Annotated in this window: 17 protein-coding genes; 7 read left to right on the top strand and 10 right to left on the bottom strand. The window is 73.3% G+C overall.

The window, feature by feature from the left end:
* The gene (locus tag ABZ452_RS20970; RefSeq protein WP_357945305.1) at positions 1–654 is read right to left on the bottom strand and encodes a hypothetical protein; all 654 of its coding nucleotides are present in this window, start codon (positions 652–654) and stop codon (positions 1–3) included.
* 159 nt (positions 655–813) lie between these two features.
* Here ABZ452_RS20970 and ABZ452_RS20965 point away from each other — a divergent pair, with 159 nt between their 5' ends.
* The 3 genes from ABZ452_RS20965 (at position 814) to ABZ452_RS20955 (ending at position 2,577) form a co-directional block, all read left to right on the top strand.
* Complete coding sequence (locus ABZ452_RS20965; RefSeq protein ID WP_357945303.1) at positions 814–1,260, top strand: phage holin family protein; 447 nt, start codon at positions 814–816, stop codon at positions 1,258–1,260.
* A 218-nt stretch (positions 1,261–1,478) separates the two neighbouring features.
* Complete coding sequence (locus ABZ452_RS20960) at positions 1,479–2,012, top strand: hypothetical protein (RefSeq protein ID WP_357945300.1); 534 nt, start codon at positions 1,479–1,481, stop codon at positions 2,010–2,012.
* Between the two features lie 190 nt (positions 2,013–2,202).
* Complete coding sequence (locus ABZ452_RS20955; protein ID WP_357945297.1) at positions 2,203–2,577, top strand: hypothetical protein; 375 nt, start codon at positions 2,203–2,205, stop codon at positions 2,575–2,577.
* Between the two features lie 8 nt (positions 2,578–2,585).
* On the opposite strand, the gene ABZ452_RS20950 is transcribed toward ABZ452_RS20955, so the two are convergent.
* Complete coding sequence (locus tag ABZ452_RS20950) at positions 2,586–2,888, bottom strand: HD domain-containing protein (protein WP_357945294.1); 303 nt, start codon at positions 2,886–2,888, stop codon at positions 2,586–2,588.
* A gap of 156 nt (positions 2,889–3,044) precedes the next feature.
* Between ABZ452_RS20950 and ABZ452_RS20945 the strand changes: the two genes are divergently transcribed.
* Entirely contained in the window at positions 3,045–4,103 is a 1,059-nt protein-coding gene (locus ABZ452_RS20945) for a S8 family serine peptidase (RefSeq protein WP_357945291.1), read from the top strand.
* Between the two features lie 105 nt (positions 4,104–4,208).
* On the opposite strand, the gene ABZ452_RS20940 is transcribed toward ABZ452_RS20945, so the two are convergent.
* Together ABZ452_RS20940 and ABZ452_RS20935 are read right to left on the bottom strand one after the other, a co-directional pair.
* Positions 4,209–4,667: a GNAT family N-acetyltransferase gene (locus tag ABZ452_RS20940; RefSeq protein WP_357945288.1), complete on the bottom strand. Its 459-nt coding sequence runs from the start codon at positions 4,665–4,667 to the stop codon at positions 4,209–4,211.
* Between the two features lie 41 nt (positions 4,668–4,708).
* Complete coding sequence (locus ABZ452_RS20935) at positions 4,709–5,920, bottom strand: LCP family protein (RefSeq protein WP_357945286.1); 1,212 nt, start codon at positions 5,918–5,920, stop codon at positions 4,709–4,711.
* Positions 5,921–6,059: 139 nt separating this feature from the next.
* On the opposite strand from ABZ452_RS20935, the gene ABZ452_RS20930 reads away from it, so the two are divergent.
* The gene (locus ABZ452_RS20930) at positions 6,060–6,488 is read left to right on the top strand and encodes a PPOX class F420-dependent oxidoreductase (protein ID WP_357945283.1); all 429 of its coding nucleotides are present in this window, start codon (positions 6,060–6,062) and stop codon (positions 6,486–6,488) included.
* A gap of 19 nt (positions 6,489–6,507) precedes the next feature.
* Here ABZ452_RS20930 and ABZ452_RS20925 read toward each other — a convergent pair whose 3' ends face one another.
* The 4 genes from ABZ452_RS20925 to ABZ452_RS20910 form a co-directional block, all read right to left on the bottom strand.
* Entirely contained in the window at positions 6,508–6,876 is a 369-nt protein-coding gene (locus ABZ452_RS20925) for a hypothetical protein (protein WP_357945279.1), read from the bottom strand.
* Positions 6,877–6,981: 105 nt separating this feature from the next.
* The gene (locus ABZ452_RS20920; RefSeq protein ID WP_357945276.1) at positions 6,982–9,264 is read right to left on the bottom strand and encodes a hypothetical protein; all 2,283 of its coding nucleotides are present in this window, start codon (positions 9,262–9,264) and stop codon (positions 6,982–6,984) included.
* A gap of 1 nt (position 9,265) precedes the next feature.
* Entirely contained in the window at positions 9,266–12,232 is a 2,967-nt protein-coding gene (locus ABZ452_RS20915) for a hypothetical protein (protein ID WP_357945273.1), read from the bottom strand.
* 129 nt (positions 12,233–12,361) lie between these two features.
* Positions 12,362–13,498 carry a CoA transferase gene (locus ABZ452_RS20910; protein WP_357945271.1) on the bottom strand — a complete coding sequence of 379 codons (1,137 nt, stop codon included), beginning with the start codon at positions 13,496–13,498 and terminating at the stop codon, positions 12,362–12,364.
* A 187-nt stretch (positions 13,499–13,685) separates the two neighbouring features.
* On the opposite strand from ABZ452_RS20910, the gene ABZ452_RS20905 reads away from it, so the two are divergent.
* A complete protein-coding gene (locus ABZ452_RS20905) occupies positions 13,686–14,423 on the top strand; it encodes a zf-HC2 domain-containing protein (RefSeq protein ID WP_357945268.1) in 738 nt (245 codons plus the stop codon).
* Positions 14,424–14,436: 13 nt separating this feature from the next.
* On the opposite strand, the gene ABZ452_RS20900 is transcribed toward ABZ452_RS20905, so the two are convergent.
* Together ABZ452_RS20900 and ABZ452_RS20895 are read right to left on the bottom strand one after the other, a co-directional pair.
* Positions 14,437–15,003 carry a sigma-70 family RNA polymerase sigma factor gene (locus ABZ452_RS20900; RefSeq protein ID WP_357945265.1) on the bottom strand — a complete coding sequence of 189 codons (567 nt, stop codon included), beginning with the start codon at positions 15,001–15,003 and terminating at the stop codon, positions 14,437–14,439.
* Between the two features lie 152 nt (positions 15,004–15,155).
* A complete protein-coding gene (locus ABZ452_RS20895; RefSeq protein ID WP_357945262.1) occupies positions 15,156–15,629 on the bottom strand; it encodes a molybdenum cofactor biosysynthesis protein in 474 nt (157 codons plus the stop codon).
* An 89-nt stretch (positions 15,630–15,718) separates the two neighbouring features.
* On the opposite strand from ABZ452_RS20895, the gene ABZ452_RS20890 reads away from it, so the two are divergent.
* Entirely contained in the window at positions 15,719–16,957 is a 1,239-nt protein-coding gene (locus ABZ452_RS20890; protein WP_357945260.1) for a hypothetical protein, read from the top strand.
* Positions 16,958–16,963 lie beyond the last annotated feature (6 nt).

Below are 16,963 nucleotides of genomic sequence, written 5' to 3'. Positions count from 1 at the left end.
TCACGCTCCGGCCAGGTCGGTGACGGCGTCGACGGCACCGGAGACCGCGCCCACCACGGCGAGGACCTCCTTGGCGACCAGGTGCGCGAGGTAGAGCCCGTAGCCGACGTCGGTCAGCGACAGGTCGTCGTAGGTGAGCACCTGGGCGGAGACGTCCACGGTGGCCCGGATCGGGCTGAGCGCCGGGTTGAACGCCTGCTCGGTGACGCCGAGCTGGGTCATCCGCACCGGCACCACCCGGGCCGGCCCCCAGACCAGCACCGCCATGGGCAGCTCCACCGGCAGTATCTCGATGGTCCCGGCGGCCAGCAGCACCGAGTTGGCGATCACCCGGACGCTGCCCGGGTGCAGGAGCATCTCCAGCACCGACAGCTGGGGCAGGACGCCCACGGTGGCGGCGACCGGGTCGCCGGTCTCCAACTGGTCGGCGGCGTCGACGTCGACCGTCATGGTGATCGTCTCGGTGGGCGCGCCCCAGGCCCGGTGCGCGTCGGCGGCGCGCTGCCCGGACTCCCCGCCGGAGCGGGGTGCGATGGTGCGCTGCACCTGGTCCGGGTTGTACTGGAACACCACCACCCGGGACAGCGGCCCCAGCGGGTCCACCGCGATGATGGCGCCGCGGAGGGTACGCGGGCTGCCCGGGAAGCTGCTCACGCCGCCGAGGGTCCCGCGCGGCCGTCGCCCCGCCGTCACGCCCGCGTCACGCCGCAGCCACCCGCCGAGGATTGTTCGGGCAGCACCCGGACCTCGGGTGTGTCGGGAGAGCCTGAGGGTATGCGGGTGCCGCTTGGTCGCGCGGGAGGGGAATGAGCGATGACGGAAGAGGCGGCAGGCCAGCCAGGACGGGCCCGGGCCACGGCCAGTCCCACTGATCGCCTGGCGGCGGACGTGGCCGACGTGGTCCGCGAGGAGGTGCGGGAGGTTCGCCAGCAACTCGCCGATGCCGCCCTGCCCGCAGGAGTCGGCCTCGCGCTGTTGGCTACGGCCGGAGGCTGTCTGGTGCTGGGCGTCGGGGCGGCGTCGACGACCGCGCTGCGCATGCTGGAGTCGTTCCTGCCTCGGCGGCTGGCCGCGTCCGGGCTGACCGCCGGCTACCTCGTCGCTGCCGCAGTCCTCGGCCGGATGGGCCTGGAGCAGCTGCGAGCGGCGGGTGGCAGCTCGGCGCGACTGGCGGACGAGGTGCGTAACGCCGTCTCGGCGACTGCGGGGCGGGTGATGCCCGCCAGTTCCGCCGCCGCCCGGGACGCACTGGGACGGTGATCCACGTCCGCGGGCCGGAGGGCCTCGTCGTCGCCCTGGCCGAGCAGCTCAGCTAAGGACACCGGGCCGTCAGCGCCCACCAACCGTGCCCTGAGCAGGCACCGGCGACACGGTAGTGGACCTCGGCTGCGAGAACGTGACGCGCTGTTCCCCGCGTGCGCCGTCATCCGGAAGTCTTCGGACTACAGGCGATTGAGTTGTTCCGCTACGTTCGGGGCATGACGGACGCGGGGTGGCTTCCCCAGGTCAGCTCCTCTGCATCGCTGTTGATTTCGATCGCCGCTCTGGCGTTCACCGGCCTCTCCTACAAGGACCGTCGGAGACAGGACCGCCGGGACCTGTTTCTCAAGCTGCACGAGCGTCTGGTGGAAGCGGACCTGCAGCGAGGGCGGCGGCTTCTCTTCACTCGCGCCCAGACGGTGGAGTCGGTCCTTCGATTGCGCGACGAGGAGCCGGACAACTTCGACCTCATCAACCGGGCGATCGCGATGTTGGACGTGGCAGGGCTGTACGTCGCCAGGAAGTACGTCGACAAGCAGGACTTCCTGGCCGAGTGGGGCGGCGTCTACGGCCGAGCCTGGCTCTCGGCAGACGCATTCCTCACGGTACGGCTCGGTGATCTTCGAGGCACCCGACAGGGATGGCCGTACTTCCGGGCTCTCGGGATTGAGGCGGCCGCCGCCCTCGGCCCTGAACCGGAGCCCACCCCCGTGAGCGGCTCTCCGGTTGCCGACACCGATGGCGCGGCCTGACGCCGGTTTCGACCGAGGATCCCGCGCGGCCCTCGCCTCGCCGTCACGCCCGCGTCACGCCGTCGGCCGGGCCATGCGAGACTGCCCGGGCCCCTTCCCCCCGACCGATTTTCCAGGTGGTTCCGGCATGTGCCTTCCCCGTACATCAGCCGTCGTGGCCGCCGCGGTGCTCGCGCTTGCCGGCTGTACGGTGACCACCGCGAAGCCCGCGCCGCAGCGGTCCGCCGACCCGGCTTTCGTGATGTCCGGCGCGGTGGTGATCGAGGCCGCGACGGCGTTCCGGCGGGACGACCACGGCGGCTGCGCCGGCACCGGTGATTTCGCGGACCTCCGGGACGGCAGCCCGGTCCTGGTCGAGGTGGACGGCGGGAAGGTGCCCGCCGGCCAGCTGACCGACGGGCGGGCGCTGATGGACGGCACCTGCCGGTTCTGGTTCGCCGCCCGAAGTGTGCCGGCGGGACACGACCAATACCGGGTGTGGGCGGGCCGTCATTCGAGCCCGGAGTACGGCGAAGCGGAGGTCAAGGGGTCACTGGTGACCGTTCACCTCGCTCCGAGCACGTAGCCGTCCGGCTACTCCGCCGGTCGCGGTGGGGTAAGCCAGGCGAGGGGTTGTCCGTTGAGGGCGGCGTCGGCGAGGCGGTGGGCGGATGCGGTCTTGAGCGCGGCGCGTGATCCGGGTTTCTGGGTGTCGTGCAGGACGCAGAGCATGGACACCCGGGCAGGGTCGGCGCCCTCCATGGCGGCGAGCATCATGCCGATGAACGCCGTGCGGAACGAGTGCTCGGCGATGGACTCGGGGTGCTTGACGCCGGCGAACCACCAGCCGGTGCGAGCGGCACGTTTGAGCACGCCGGATTCGAAGATGAAGGTCATCGCTCCGGCGGCGAGCAGCGCCCAGATGGTGTGCGGTGGGGATCTCGGCCCCGCGCCCTCACACGGCCGGGCCGGTCGGGAGATCCGGCCGCTGTTGCATTTCGCGCTCGATCCCCGATGCATAGATGAACTGCTGTCCGTCGGGAGGAGAACCTCATGCCGTTCACCCGCTTACTAGCCGCCACCGCGGTCGTCACCGCGCTGGTGGCGGCCACCGCGGCACCCGCCCAGGCGGCCGTCAACGATCCGTTGTACGACAGGCAGTGGGGTCTGCGGCAGATCCATGCCGAGCAGGCCTGGGCGACCAGCACGGGGGCGGGGGTGGTCATCGCGGTGGTGGACACCGGCGTCGACCTCGGCCATCCGGATCTGGTGGCCAAGCTCGTCCCCGGCGCGACCTTCGTCGACTGCGGCACGACCTCCTGCGGCAACGGCGACTGGCGCGGCCCCAACGGCCTGCCCGATGCCGGCGACGAGCACGGCACCCACGTGGCCGGCATCGCCGCCGCGGCCACCGGCAACGGTGTGGGTGTCGCCGGCGTCGCCCGCGACGCGAAGATCATGCCGATCAAGGTGCTGGAGGCGGGCAGCGGCAGCTTCGCCGACATCGCCGCGGGCATCCGCTACGCGGCCGACCGCGGTGCCAAGGTGGTCAACCTCAGCCTCGGCGCACAGCCCGGCACCCAGGCCCTCACCCTCACCGGCCTGGAGTCCGAGGTGACCGCGGCGATCGCGTACGCGCACGCGAAGGGCGTCGCCGTCATCGCGGCCGCCGGCAACGAGACGGCGCCGCTGTGCGACACCCCGGCCTGGGAGGCCGGCGCCCTCTGCGTCACCGCGACCGACCGGAACGAGGTCAAGGCGTGGTACTCGAACCTGGGGGTGAAGGCCGATCTGAAGGCGGTCGCCGCGCCCGGCGGGGCCGGTCTGGTCAACTGCGACGACGACGTCTGGTCCAGCGTCCCGGTAGGCGCCGGTTCGGCCACCTGCGGGCAGGGTGACTACGACGCCTTCGCCGGCACGTCGATGGCCACGCCGTACGTGTCCGGGGTGGCGGCGCTTCTCGTCGCCCAGGGGCGCGGCGTGGCCAACGTGTACTCGGTGCTGATGTCGACCGCCCGGACCCCGATCGTCGGGCTGCGCGGCGTCTACACGCCGCTGTACGGCTGGGGCGTCGTCGACGCCCAGGCCGCCGTGGCCGCGCCGCGCACCTGAGGCCGGCACCTCACGGCGTGCGAGCCCCGGCCCGGGCACCTGCCCGTGCCGGGGTGAGGCCTCATGGCATCCCTGGTCCACTGGCTCCGCGAGCTCATCGGACGGTCAGTGGTCACTGATGATCGAGGCCGGCTCGCGCACCATGAATACGTCCACCGGATCCTCGGTCTCCATCGTGAAACCGTGCCGCTCGTACAGCCGCCGGGCCGGACTGCCCTGCAGCACGTTCAGCCGGACCAGCCTGCCATCGCGGTCGCACCGCTCCAGCAGCCCGCGCAGCACAGCCGCACCGATGCCGCCACCCTGCAGGTGCGGGGCCAGGTAGAAGTGCTCCAGCCAGTGAGCGTCCCCAGCCGGCCGCAGCGACACGCAGCCACCGAACACGCCGCCCACCTCGATCACCCACGTGTGCCCCGGCGCGAACCCGTCCCGCAGTCGCTGCCGCACCCGCTGCTCGTCGTACCGCCCGAGCCGCTCCAGATCCGCCCGCAGCACCACGGCCCGCAACTCGGCCACCGCCTCGACGTCCGCCACCGAAGCCGGACGGATCTCCCAGTCCGCCATGATCGCCAGAGTACCGGCCAGGCTTCCCGCTCCCGCCGGGGTCAGTGGTCGGCGGGGGTCGGGCCGGAGTCGGCCACCCAGGTCGGGTGGGCCGCGACGAACGCGGCGACCGTGTCGTCGCGGACCGCGTGCAGCAGTTGCACGCTGGTCGGGCTGAGTATCTCGGCGCTGCCGACGCCCGGCACGGTACGGCTGTTGAAGGTGCCGCCGTTGGTCTTGAGCGTGGTGATCGCGTCGGGCCGGACGCCGCGCATGGCGAACGCCCAGTCGGCGAGCGGGATGCCGCCGTCGTCCACGGTCATGGTCCGGCCGACCGCCGACAGCAGCCCGGGCAGTTTCGTCGGGGAGTCCAGGCCCTGGCTGACCACCTGCGCGAGCACCGCCTTGACGAACTGCTGCTGGTGGCGCTGCCGGCCGTAGTCGAAGTCGTGGTTGGCCAGCAGGTCACGCTGCCGGACGAAGTCCAGCGCCTGCGCCGGGTCGAGGCAGTGCTGGCCCTTGGTGTAGATGTTCGGGGTGACGCCGGGGATGCGGTGGTTGACCGTGCCATCCGGGTTGATCGCGTACGGCGCGGCGGGTTTGCCGGCGGCGTCGTGCCCGACGTGGATCGAGGTGGTGGTCTCGTCGACGTACATGCAGACCTGGCCGAGCACCTGGACGATCTTCTTGAAGCCCTGGAAGTCGATGATCCCGCCGGCGTCGGGGGTGATGCCGGTCAGGTCGCGGACGGTCAACGCCAGCAGTTCGAAGCCGTGCGAGAGCGCCGCGGAGCCGGTCAGCCCCCGGCTGCCGAACGCGAAGGCGGCGTTGATCTTGTTCTGCCCGCCGCGGAACGGTGTGGCCCCGTTGTCGTACGCGGGGATGGTGACCAGCGAGTCCCGGGGCAGCGAGACCAGGTATGCCTGGGTGTGGTCGGCCGGGATGTGCAGCAGGATGATCGAGTCCGCCCGGGTGAGCTGGCTCGGGTCCTGGTGCGGGCGGGTGTCGACCCCGACGAGCAGGATGTTCTTCGCCCCGGTGATCGTCCGGTGCTGCTCGCTCGGCGCGGCCGCGGCGCCGAGAAGGTTCTGCCGGGTGACCTCACCCGTCGCCGCGTGCAGCAGCCAGGCGCTGCCGCCCAGCGCCACCCCGCTCAGCGTCATGAGGGTGGTGCCGACCGCCACGCACCACCGGGCCCACCGCGGCCAGGGCCGCCGCGCGGGCCGGCGCGGCGGGACCGGACCGGCCGGTCCGGCGGCAATGGGGTACGACACCGTGTGATCTCCCAGGTCAGAGGGGTGGCGGGCCGGTCAAGGTTAGCCGGGCCCGGCCGGCCGGACAGGTCGCGCGGCTGTGAAGTGGCTGGGAACGGGTCCCGGCCGGGCTGTCGGGGTGGTGGGTCAGAATGGCCGCATGGCACAGCGGATGAGCGACGACCAGTGGCGGGCCTTCGTCACCGCCGGCACCCGGACGGGGAAGCTGGCCACCGTGCGGGCCGACGGCTCTCCGCACGTGGCCCCGATCTGGTTCGTGCTCGACGGCGACGACCTCGTCTTCAACACCGGCGGCGGCAGCGTGAAGGGGCGCAACCTGCTCCGTGACCCCCGGGCGGCGCTGACCGTCGACGAGGAGCACCCGCCCTACGCGTTCGTCACCGTCCGGGGCCCGGTGACGATCAGCGAGGACCCGGCTGAGTCACTTCCCTGGTCCACCCGGATCGCCGCCCGCTACATGGGCGCCGACCGCGCCGAGGATTACGGCCGGCGCAACGCCGTGCCCGGCGAGCTGCTGGTCCGGCTGCGGGCCGAGCACGTGACCGGCTTCACCGGCATTGCGGACTGACCCGCCCGCACCCGTCCGGTCAGCCCTCGACACGTTTGATGATGGTGGCGTTGGCGTGCCCCCGGCCTCGCTCATGGTCTGCTCGCGCGTGCTTGAAGGCGCCCAGCAGGGCGGTGACGAGGCCAGCCACCAGCAGGATCCTTGTCACGTTGAACACCACCGTGTCGCCCATGGAGTGGGGCGGGAAGATGTCCTTGACGAGCCAGCCGACGCCCATCCCGAGCCCGAGGCAGGCGTGCATCGCGGCCCGCAGGCGTGGGAAGGGCTGCGGGCGGCCGACGATCCGGGGCACCACCGTGCCGCCACGGCTCCTGGCGAGCAGCACGGCGGCGACGGCCAGGTTGGCCGCGGCGACCACGACGGCCAGAACCAGGTCCACGGATCCCATGGCGCCACAAGCTATCGCACGGATGCCCGCGGCCGGGAGCTGAACTCGGTGCGTTGCGACGCCCACGCCTCGCGGTGAGCAGGAACGGCGCCGGCGGCATCCGGTCTACTTCGCCTGCGGCCAGCCGTTGGCCGCGGTGAAGAGGTCCTCGGTGAGTTCGTCCCACGGCCGGAGTCGGGGCATCTTCTGCCCGAGGGCCTCCGCGAGGAAGCGGAAGTCCTCCTCCAGCACGTCGATCGTCTTCACGTAGGTGTGCGCGTCCAGCGACTTCAGGGTGAACAGCGTCGCGTCCGCGACCTGTTGCACGGTGAAGAGGCCCTCGGACCCGTGCGGGATGAGGGTCCGCATGAGGTCGGTCTTCGCCTGGTGGACGTAGCGGATCACGTGCGAGGACGGGTCGACGCGGATCATCTCGGCGGCGACGGCGGCGTTCTTGGGCACCAGGAACGCCTGGAAGGCCAGGTATTCCGGCACGGCCTCGGTCCACTCGCGGAGCCGCCGGATGAAGCGCTGCTCGATGATGTGGTCCAGCTCGAAGAGGTACCCGAAGCCGGACACCTTGCGGACCTGGTTCTGCATCTTGTTGTACTGGTTGATGCCCATTCTGGCCACGTTGTCGTAGTGGCCCAGCATGGCCGACGTGAGGGTCACCTGGCCCGGCAGCCTGCCGTGAGCCGCCTTGATGACGGCGCGGTAGTCGTCGCCCAGGTGCGCCTTGAGGTAGGCGTCGACCCACTCGCGTTTCGTGCCGAGCAACCAGTCCAGCGGCGCCTTCGGGTCCTTCTTGATGCGGGCCACCCGGACGAGGTAGTCGTCGTACTCCCAGCGCAGCATCGAGTTGGCGAACGACGCCATGTCCTCGGTGAACAGCGCGTGCACGTCGAGGTCGAGGAGGTCCTCGGCCTGCTTCGAGGCCTTCTTCGCCTCCTGCAGCACGTCCCGGACGCCCTTGGCCAGGCTCGCAGCCGCCGCGCGAGGGTTCGCGGCGGCGCTCTCCAGCATCTTGACGAGCTTTTCCTGCTGCGGCTCAGGCAGGCTCTTGAGCCGTTTGAGCAGCGAACCGGACCGGGCCGGACCGTCGACGTCGTCCACGATCCGGCGCAGGTCGGCCGTGAGTCCTTCGATGCGGGCGAGCTCCTGGCTGAGCCGCGCCGAACTCCTGCCCAGGCGCACGTAGGCCGTCGCGCCGACGGACACGGCCGACAGGGTGCCGTACAGGATGATCTCATTGGAGGTGACGCGGTTGCCCCAGAAGTCCCGCCCGGTCGCCATCATGAACGCGAGCTGGCCGAGCTCGTAGAGGTCGCCGATGACGGGGACGAAGCTGAGCGGCACCTCGATCATGAGCTGGAGCACCGACAGGAACCCGGTCCGGTCGGGCAGCTCGTGGCGATGGTAGGTCTTCGGGTCGCCGTCGAGGTGCGCACCCTGCCGCGGAACCGAGTCGTGCGGCACCTTGCGGGCGTAGATGTACGTTGCCCGCGCGACGGCGTTCGGCCCGGCCTGGGCGGTCACGGTGACGTTGTCGTCATGCTGGATGACGATCAGACTGGCCGAGCCGTGGCAGCCAGCCCAGTAGGCGTACGCGGCGGGCTTGTCCGGGTCCTTGATCGTGACCTGCACCTGGAAGCGGCCCTCCCAGGACTGGATCACCACGCCGGTGGGCTGCGGCACGATCAGCAACCCGGGCGGCAGAATCCGCTTCGAGACGTAGCCGAGGCTCGTCGCCATCCGGTCGGCGACCCTGCCCAGGTCGCCCGCCTCGATCGGGACGGTCTCGTCGGTGCCCGAGACGAGCACGTACGGAGTGCCCATCGCCGCGAGAATCGACTGCGGATCGTCGAACGACGGCGACACCCGGGGGTCCTGATTCCGGAAGACCGTGACCTGGGGCGTGAGGTCGCACAGCATGGTGTCGGGGTCGAGGACCTCCTGGCGCAGGTCGGACACCGGCCTGCGCTGGTGATGCGACGGGTGGCACTGGCAGGCGGGCCCGGGTGACGTGGTGACCGCGGAGAACGGCGACCGGGGCCGCTCGACACGGAACGCGGTGAACGACTGCCGGTCCCGGCGTACCTCCACGGTGACGTCCCGCGCCAGCGCCATCAGCAGGACCGGGCGCCGGAACTCGGGTGACTGGGGGTATGTCACCCTCGCCGGGCCGCCGGACGGCGGCATCCAGTGCCACACGACCGGCGGGATGCCCAGCTCCTTCCACCGCTTCGCGCTCGCCCGCCCCGCGCGGATGGTCCAGGTCCAGGAGACCTTCAGCGAGTTGTCCGTGATGGTGACGCGGGCGAGACCGTCCGCCGGGATCAACCGGCCGGTGAACGCGAGTGCGCCGGCCAGCGAGGGCATCGACGGGTACGTGGCGCCGTCGCGGAGCACCTCACGGCTCCTCGTCAGGAACCCAGTGCCCGTCCGCCTGTCTCGTCCAGCGCGGCAACCCCTCCGCCGTGCGCAGGTGCATGATGCTCGTGGGCACCCGCACCTCCCACGGCTCCCCGACGGGGACCTCCGTGCCGGGCATTCCCAGCCGTTCCGCGATCTCGTCGGCGATCGGCAGGTAGGTGTCGTCGCTGACCGTCGGGAGCGGGCCGCCCTCCCACGGGTCGCCGGTCTTGCGGAAATGGTCCACGGCGGACTCGAATCCGGGCCGGACCGGCAGTACGAGCCGCGCGTAGCCCGCCTTGAGGAAGTCCTCGAACTCCAGATCGCCGTCGCGGATGTCGAGGCGCTCCAGCCAGGTCGAGCGCCGCCCCCAGAAGTACGGGTAGCACACCCAGGACATGTTCTCCCACTCGAAGGCCTGCTCGAAGAAGCGCACGTACGCGCCCTCCAGGCCGGCCTGGTCGAAGCGGATCCGGGGCAGCCCGTCCGGGCCGGTCGTCGTGGCGTCGAACAGCTCGAAGTGCTGTTCGGTCAGGAGCGTGACGCACAAGCGCTTGAGCTCGTCGACCATCGTGGCCCGGTTGCGGTACGCCTCCCGGCTCACGATCACCGGCGGCGCCGTCGCCTCCAGGGTGGCCACCTTCGCCTCGTACTCGGACAGCCGCGAGCGGTAGGCCTCCACCAGTTGGGCATGGGTCTCGTGCTGCCACACGGCCATCGCGCGGGGCGTCGCGGCGCAGGTGACCTCGACGGCGCACGCGATGTGCCCGACCTTGTCGGTGGTCAGCGCGAACGGGACGGCGTCGGTCTCGCCGTCCAGGTCCGTGATCCACACCCACGCGGATCCCTCGCCGAACCGGTGTGCGCGCCGGCCCACCACCACATCGACACACCAGCCGTCCCAGATGGTGGTGACGACGCCCACCGAGGCCTGCACCGCCCGGTACCCGTCGGGCACCTTCACCCTGGTCGAGTCCGTGAACTCCTGGGTCGACTCCTCCCCACCGGTGTGGAAGTCGTACGCCTCGGTGGCGAACGGCTGCGGCGGGGGCTTGATGCCGGTGGCCCCGTACAGCGCCGCGAAGGTCTGGTAGGTGTCGGGATGCAGCTCCTCCGGGCGCACCGAGAACGGCACCGGCTCGACGATCTCGACGACCTCGGCCCGGGAGCGGCGGAACGCCTCGATGAGCTGCGCTCCCGGCTCGGGCACCAGCACGTCGTACAGCGTCCGCCTGCCGTAGTTGTAGACCTGAGCCTCGTAGATCTTGGTCAGCCACTGGTACACGCCCACCACATGCTCGGCGCCGAGCGTGTTGTCGAACGTGTGCCGGTCGGTCTCCTCCACCTCGGTGGTGGTGCGGCGGGTCTCCCGGGTGAGGATGCGCTCGGCGGTCCGCTCCGCGGCGGTCTGGGTCACCTCGCGGGCCATGGTGCTCGCCGAGGACTCACTCTCCTCCGTGCTGCGCGTCCACGCGGCGTCGGCGCTGGCCTGGAAGTCCACGGTCGGGCCGTAGCTGCCGGAGACCGTGAGCGACCCTTTGACGTCGGAGCGCTCCTGCAGCAGCGACTGTGTCTCGCGCTGCAACTCGAAGCGATCGGTCGTCGTCAGGGAGCTGCTCTGCTCGTTCTCCCGCTCCCGCTCCTGGACGAAGATGCTCTCCGTCTCCGTCCGGGTGCGCCGGGTCCGGTCCCGCGACTCGCTGCGCATCACGTTCTCGACGTACGCGATCTCGTCACGCACGTAGCCCTTGAGCTGCTGGCGCACGACGTACAGGTCCATGACGCCGGCGGGTCCCAGGTCGGCGTGGGTGTGCGGGACCGCCTCCGGAGCGGGCGCGTTCTCCGCGTGCTCGAAGAGGTCGAGCAGGCCCCTCGGGGAGCGGCGACGAACATCAGCGAGCAGGCCGTTGGCGCGGGCGACGACGACGTCGCCGCGTCGCCACCAGCTGGCGCGGGGCAACAGCTCCCCCACCAGGCCCTGAGCGGACTCGTGCAACGCGCGTCGCTCCCGCAGCAGAGCGGAGACGATGTCGGGCAGGTGGTCGGCCGGGTCGATCCCAAGGTTTCGGAGGGTCCCCCTGGTGCCACCGCCGAGCCGGTCGACGGCGGTCGGGTCGAGCCGCACCCCGACCGGGTCCGTCATGGGCAGGAACCCCGGCCGTCCGCTGATCGCGATCTGGGCACCGGGCTGCACCGGAATGCCGGGCGCCGGCGACGGCAGCTCCGCCAGCCGCAGCGGCAGCTCGAGTTCCTTGCGGCGGATCGTCAGGTCACGCTCGAAGAGCGCCTGCGGTCGCAGGTTGTCCGGCGGCAGCACCTGCGGGTACTCCCGCTGGGGAGTACGCCGGAAGCCGGTCGCGGGCACGGCCGCGAGCTCGGCGATCGCCGCGTCGACGGCCTCGTGCCGGGCCGCCAACTCTGCCAGCCGGTCCTTGATCGTGCCCGGGTCCCTGGGTGGCGACGCCGGTCGGGGCCCGCGTCCGAACCACTCCGGCAGGCGTACGGTCCGCAACAGGCGCTCCGCGCCGGAGGCGATGTAGTCGTGCACGCGCAACGCGTCGACGAGACGGGCGATCGGGCGTCGGTGTTCGGCGGGCAGCAGCTTGATGACCAGGATGCTGTCCTTGATGTCGGCGACGCCCGCCACGGTCTGCGGGTCCGCCAGGAAGTCGGCGACCGGGCGGCCCAGGAGGTCCGCTAGGTCGAGATCCGGCTCCGACCGGGCGAGCGCCTCGCTCACGGCGCGGGTCGCGCCGACGACGCCCGTCGTCTCCTCCCCGGTCACGTAGTGCGGACCGGCGGCGAACTCCGCTGCCAGGCGCTTCATCCGGGCGAGGGAGTCCGGTTCGGCCGCGACCGCGGCCAGTTGCCGTTGCAGCTCCGTGTCGGCACTCAGGTCGATCGCCTCGGGAGCGTCCGTCCTCAGTGGTTGCCTGACCTGAGCGAAGCGGAAGAGGGCTTCCATGGGCGGAGGCTAGTCCTCCGCGGCACACCGGCTCAGTCACCTTCGCGACCATGCGCCGGACCCGCCGGCGCGGCGGAGACCGTCATCGGGCCGGTCGACGATCTGCTGGCCGCCGCGACGCCTGACCGCTCACCCGGCCAACCAGGCGCGCAGCTCGGCGCCGTGCTCGTCCAGCCCCGGTGGCGGCAGGTCGTAGCGGGGCGGGGTGGCCGACAGCCCGATCGGGTGGCGCACCCCCGGCACGCCGCCGACCGTGACCACCGGGTCGAGGCCGAGCCCGTCGGCCAGGGCCAGCCCGCCGGCGACCGTGTTGATCGGGCTGCACGGCACGCCCGCCGCGCGCAGCTCGCGGAACCACTCGGCGCTGGTCCGCCGGGCCAGGGCGGCCACCAGCAACGATCGCAGCGCGTCGCGGTGCGCGGTGCGGTCCTGGTTGCGCCGGAACCGCGGGTCGTCGGGCAGCCCGGGCAGGCCGAGCACCTGGCACAGCGTGCGGAACTGCCCGTCGTTGCCGGCGATCACCACCAGCTCACCGTCGGCCGTGGGCAGCGGCTCGTAGGGCACGATGCTCGGGTGGGCGTTGCCCATCCGGTGCGGCACCACTCCCCCGGCGATGTGCGCGCTGGTGTGGTTGACCAGCCCGGACAGGGCCGAGGAGAGCAGGTCGACCTCCACGTGCTGCCCGACACCGGTGGCTGCCCGGTGGTGCAGCGCGGCCAGGATCCCGACCGCCGCGTGCAGCCCGGCGATCACGTCGAAGACCGCCACCCCGGCCTTGTACGGCGGGCCGTCCGCCGCCCCGGTCAGGCTCATCAGCCCGGAGGCCGCCTGCACCATGAGGTCGTAGCCGGGCAGGTCCGCGCCGCCGGCCGCGCCGAACCCACTGATCGAGGCGTACACGAGGCGGGGGTTGGCGGCGGTGACGGTGTCGTGGTCGAGGCCGAAGCGGCGCAGCGCGCCGGGCCGGAAGTTCTGGATCATGACGTCGGCCCGGGCGGCGAGGCGGCGGGCCAGCACCGCGTCGTCGGGATCGGCGAGGTCGAGCACCAGCGAACGCTTGTTGCGGTTGACCGCGAGGTAGTAGGTCGAGACCCCGTCGCGGACCGGCGGCTGCCAGGTCCGGGTGTCGTCGCCGCCCGGCGCCTCCACCTTGACCACGTCGGCGCCCAGGTCGGCGAGGAGCATGGTCGCGTACGGCCCGGCCAGGATGCGGGAGAAGTCGGCGACAAGGACCCCGTGCAGCGGCCCCGACGAGCCCTCCCCCATGGCCGCTCCCTCCCGGTCGGGGCACGCGCCACGCGGCCCGGAGCGCCCACCATGGCACAGCCGCCCGCCGCCCGGCGTACCCGGTCACGCCCTTCGTCGGCGCGGGCCCACCGGGCCATGCCGCACGCTCGGCATCCCGCGGACCGGCGTCGGGAACCAGGCGGCCGGTGCGGACGACTACCTGTACATGGCGTGTGAGCAGTGGCGGGAGATCCTGTCGGCGCAGCTGGACGGGGAGACGACCCGGTCGGAGAGCGCGGCGGCCGAGGCGCACCTGGCCGGCTGCGCCGGCTGCCGGGGCTGGTTCGAGGCAGCCGTCGCGGTGACCCGGCGGGCCCGTACCCAGCTGGCCCCGCCGGTGCCCGATCTGGTCGACGCGGTGCTCGCCGCGGCGCCGCCGGCCCGGCCCGGGTGGCCGGAGCGCGCGGCGCTCGGGCTGCGCGGGGTGCTCGGGTTGCTCGGCGCGGTGCAGCTCGTGCTCGGCCTGGCCCAGGTGGGCCGGGAGGCCGTGATCGACCACGCGCACACCACCGGCCAGCACCTCTGGCACGAGTCGGCCGCCTGGAACGTGGCGGTGGGCGCCGGCTTCCTCTACGTGGCGCTGCGGCGGTCCGCCCCGGCGGGGCTGCTGCCGATGCTCAGCGCGTTCGTCGCCACCCTGGTGCTGCTGTCGGTGAACGACCTGATCACCGGGCAGGTGGCGGTGCAGCGGCTGGTCAGCCACGGCTTCCTGCTGGTCGGCTGGGTGGTGATGGTGCTGCTCGCCCGGCCCCGCTGGCGTCCGGGCGGCACGCCGCCCCGGCAAGGCCGGTCGGCCGGGTCGCGCTGGGCGCTGCGCACCGAGGAGCCGTCCGAGCCCGCCCCGCTGCGGCTGCTGCCGGGCGGGCCGTACGCCGCGCAGGCCCGCGACCGCCGGGCCGCCTGACCGGCCGGCGCGGTCAGACCACCCGGCTGGGCCGGGCGTCGGCCTGCCAGGCGGCGACCAGGTCCTCGCGGGCCCGGGCGACCCGGGACCGGATGGTGCCGACCGGGCACCCGCACACCTCGGCCGCCTCGGCGTAGGAGAGGCCGAGCACCTGCGTGGCGACGAACGCCTCCCGCCGCTCCGGGGCCAACCCGGCGATGAGCCCGCGCAGGGTCACCGTCTCGTCCCCGCCCGGGGTGACCGCCCCGGCCGCCTCGGCGGCGGCCTGCCAGTCCGGCAGCGCGGCCACCCGGGGGCGTGCCGTCGCGGCCCGGACGTGGTCCACGGCGACCCGGCGGGCGATGGTGAACACCCAGGTGCGGGCCGCGGACCGGCCGGCGAAACCGGGCAGGCCGCGCAGCGCGCGCAGGAACGTCTCCTGGGTCAGGTCGTCGGCCTCGGCGGGGCCGGCCAGGTGCGCGAGGAACCGCCACACCGGGCCCTGGAGGGCCCGGACGAACGCGGCGGCGGCCTGCTGGTCGCCCCGGCCGGCCCGCTGCGCCCACCGGGTCACCTGCTCGTCGTCGGCCTCGGGGCTCATCCGCGACCGGCCCGCCGGTCCACCACCGTCACGATCGACGGTACGGGCGCGAGCCCCGCTCGGTTCATCCCGACGTCCTCCTCGTCACCCCGCCGCCGACCGGAGGGCCGCACGTTGGTCGGCCGGCGGGGCCGGAAAGTTCCCGAACCCGGTCAGGAGTCGACGGTCACCTCGACCGGCCCGACCCGCAGGACGCCGTCGGTGAGCGGGGCGCAGCGGACGCCGCCCCGGCCGCGCAGCGCCTTCCAGGTGCCCGGCGCGACGGTGACGTCCAGCCAGGCGCAGGGCGGCGCGGCCCGGTGGACCCGCAGGCGGACCGGCCCGTCCCCGGAGTCCAGGGTGAGCACCAGGCCGACCAGCTCGTCCACGGCGATGCCGTGGGTCAGCACGTTGCGCCGGACCTGGGTGAGGTCGGCGCCGGGAGGCAGCGACTCCTGCGCGATCAAGGTCACGCTCGCCTCCCGGTGCGCCGGCCGGCCGAAGTAGCGGTCGCCGACGATGCCCAGGCCGGCCCGGATCCGGACCTCCTCGACCAGTTCGCCCGGCGGCGCCGGGGCCGGGCCGTCGGCCGGCCGGCCCACGTAGCGGTGCACCGGCGAGGCCAGCAACTGGACGATCTGCGCCATGTGCGGATTGTCGCACGGACGTACCGGTGCCAAAGCGGACGATAGCCGCCCTCACGTGTCCACCCTCCGTGGAGGACGTTGTACCGGGCGTGACGACGAAACGGTCCACCCCGGCCGGGCGTCACCCCGAGCTGGGACGGCAGATCGCATGGACGCGGCGCGAGAACGAGCGCCGGCGGCGTGCGTACGAGGCGGCGGCCCGGACGTGGCGCCGGCGCACCGAGCACCTGGAACGGCTCGTGATCGAGGCGACCGGGTTCCACGGGTGCACCCTCCCCGGCACCGACCTGCCGGTCGAGCTCGACGACGGTGAGGTGGTCTACCGCATCGTGCCGGTCGTGGAGCTGGTCGAGGCGGAGGCCCGGCACCTGCCCGGGCTCCCCGCGCCGGATCCGGCGCTGACCGCCGAGCTGCTCGACCCGGCCGACGGCGCGCTCCCGGCCGGGCTGCGGGTGGTCGACACCGGCGCCGCCGTGGTGACCGACCGGCGGGTCGCGTTCACCGGGCCGGCCGGCCGGCGCGAGTGGGCCCACGGTGACCTGCTCGGCCTCGGGCACCACCCCGACCTGCCGGTCACCCTGCTGCACCCCGGTGACGGCCGGCGCCCGGCCGGGCTGCGGGTGCCGGCCGCCGGCGCGGCGAACTTCCGCTTCTACCTCACGCTCGCGTACGCCGCCGCCACGGGGGGCCGCGACGCGGTCGTCACGCAGCTCGACGGGCTGCTGGCCGCGCACCGTGCCGCCCGGCCGCGACCGCCGCGACCGCTCGGCGTCGCGGACGCCCCGGCGGAACGGCGGCGTCCGGAGCGCCTGGTCGCGGCCGGCGCCGTGGCGGTCGCGGTGCTCCTCGGGATGGCGGCCGCCGGCACCTGGCCAGCCACGGCCGGTCCGGTGCGCCCGGCGGGGGCGGCCACGGACGGTCCCGCCGCGGGACCCGACGACGACCTCGCACCGGACCCGGTCCTGCGCGCACCCGGCCAGCCCGACGACGCCGCGACCCGGCCGCCGGCCGGCCAGCCCACCCGGTTTCCCCGGCCGGCCGACGGCGCCCGGCGCCCGGCTCTCGCCGGAACCCCGGCCCGGGTCGGCACGGCGCCGATCGTGCTGCCGGCGCCCTCGCGCGCCACGACGCCCCCGGCGACCGCGCCGGCGCCCCCTCCCCCGGCGGCGAGCCCGACCGGGAGCCCACCCCCGGCGGTGGCGCCGACCGCGAGCCCGACGGTGACGCCGACCGGCTCGCCGTCCCCGAGCAACCCCACGATGGCGGGCGTCTGCCTGGATCCGCTCCGGCTCCCGGTGCTCGACCCGCTGCTGTGCCGCCGGACCTGAACGGGG

This window comes from Micromonospora sp. NPDC005707 (assembly GCF_040631005.1).
Taxonomy (GTDB): Bacteria; Actinomycetota; Actinomycetes; order Mycobacteriales; family Micromonosporaceae; genus Micromonospora.
The sequence above is the reverse complement of the archived record's forward strand: the minus strand, read 5'-3'. Positions and strand labels throughout refer to the sequence as shown.

Excerpts from the sequence above, each read along its gene's own strand:
- ABZ452_RS20925 (WP_357945279.1), bottom strand. The coding sequence starts at position 6,876 with ATGGGATCCGTGGACCTGGTTCTGGCCGTCGTGGTCGCCGCGGCCAAC.
- ABZ452_RS20930 (WP_357945283.1), top strand. The coding sequence starts at position 6,060 with ATGGCACAGCGGATGAGCGACGACCAGTGGCGGGCCTTCGTCACCGCC.
- ABZ452_RS20950 (WP_357945294.1), bottom strand. The coding sequence starts at position 2,888 with ATGACCTTCATCTTCGAATCCGGCGTGCTCAAACGTGCCGCTCGCACC.
- ABZ452_RS20905 (WP_357945268.1), top strand. The coding sequence starts at position 13,686 with ATGGCGTGTGAGCAGTGGCGGGAGATCCTGTCGGCGCAGCTGGACGGG.
- ABZ452_RS20940 (WP_357945288.1), bottom strand. The coding sequence starts at position 4,667 with ATGGCGGACTGGGAGATCCGTCCGGCTTCGGTGGCGGACGTCGAGGCG.
- ABZ452_RS20945 (WP_357945291.1), top strand. The coding sequence starts at position 3,045 with ATGCCGTTCACCCGCTTACTAGCCGCCACCGCGGTCGTCACCGCGCTG.
- ABZ452_RS20915 (WP_357945273.1), bottom strand. The coding sequence starts at position 12,232 with ATGGAAGCCCTCTTCCGCTTCGCTCAGGTCAGGCAACCACTGAGGACG.
- ABZ452_RS20900 (WP_357945265.1), bottom strand. The coding sequence starts at position 15,003 with ATGAGCCCCGAGGCCGACGACGAGCAGGTGACCCGGTGGGCGCAGCGG.
- ABZ452_RS20895 (WP_357945262.1), bottom strand. The coding sequence starts at position 15,629 with ATGGCGCAGATCGTCCAGTTGCTGGCCTCGCCGGTGCACCGCTACGTG.
- ABZ452_RS20960 (WP_357945300.1), top strand. The coding sequence starts at position 1,479 with ATGACGGACGCGGGGTGGCTTCCCCAGGTCAGCTCCTCTGCATCGCTG.
- ABZ452_RS20910 (WP_357945271.1), bottom strand. The coding sequence starts at position 13,498 with ATGGGGGAGGGCTCGTCGGGGCCGCTGCACGGGGTCCTTGTCGCCGAC.
- ABZ452_RS20965 (WP_357945303.1), top strand. The coding sequence starts at position 814 with ATGACGGAAGAGGCGGCAGGCCAGCCAGGACGGGCCCGGGCCACGGCC.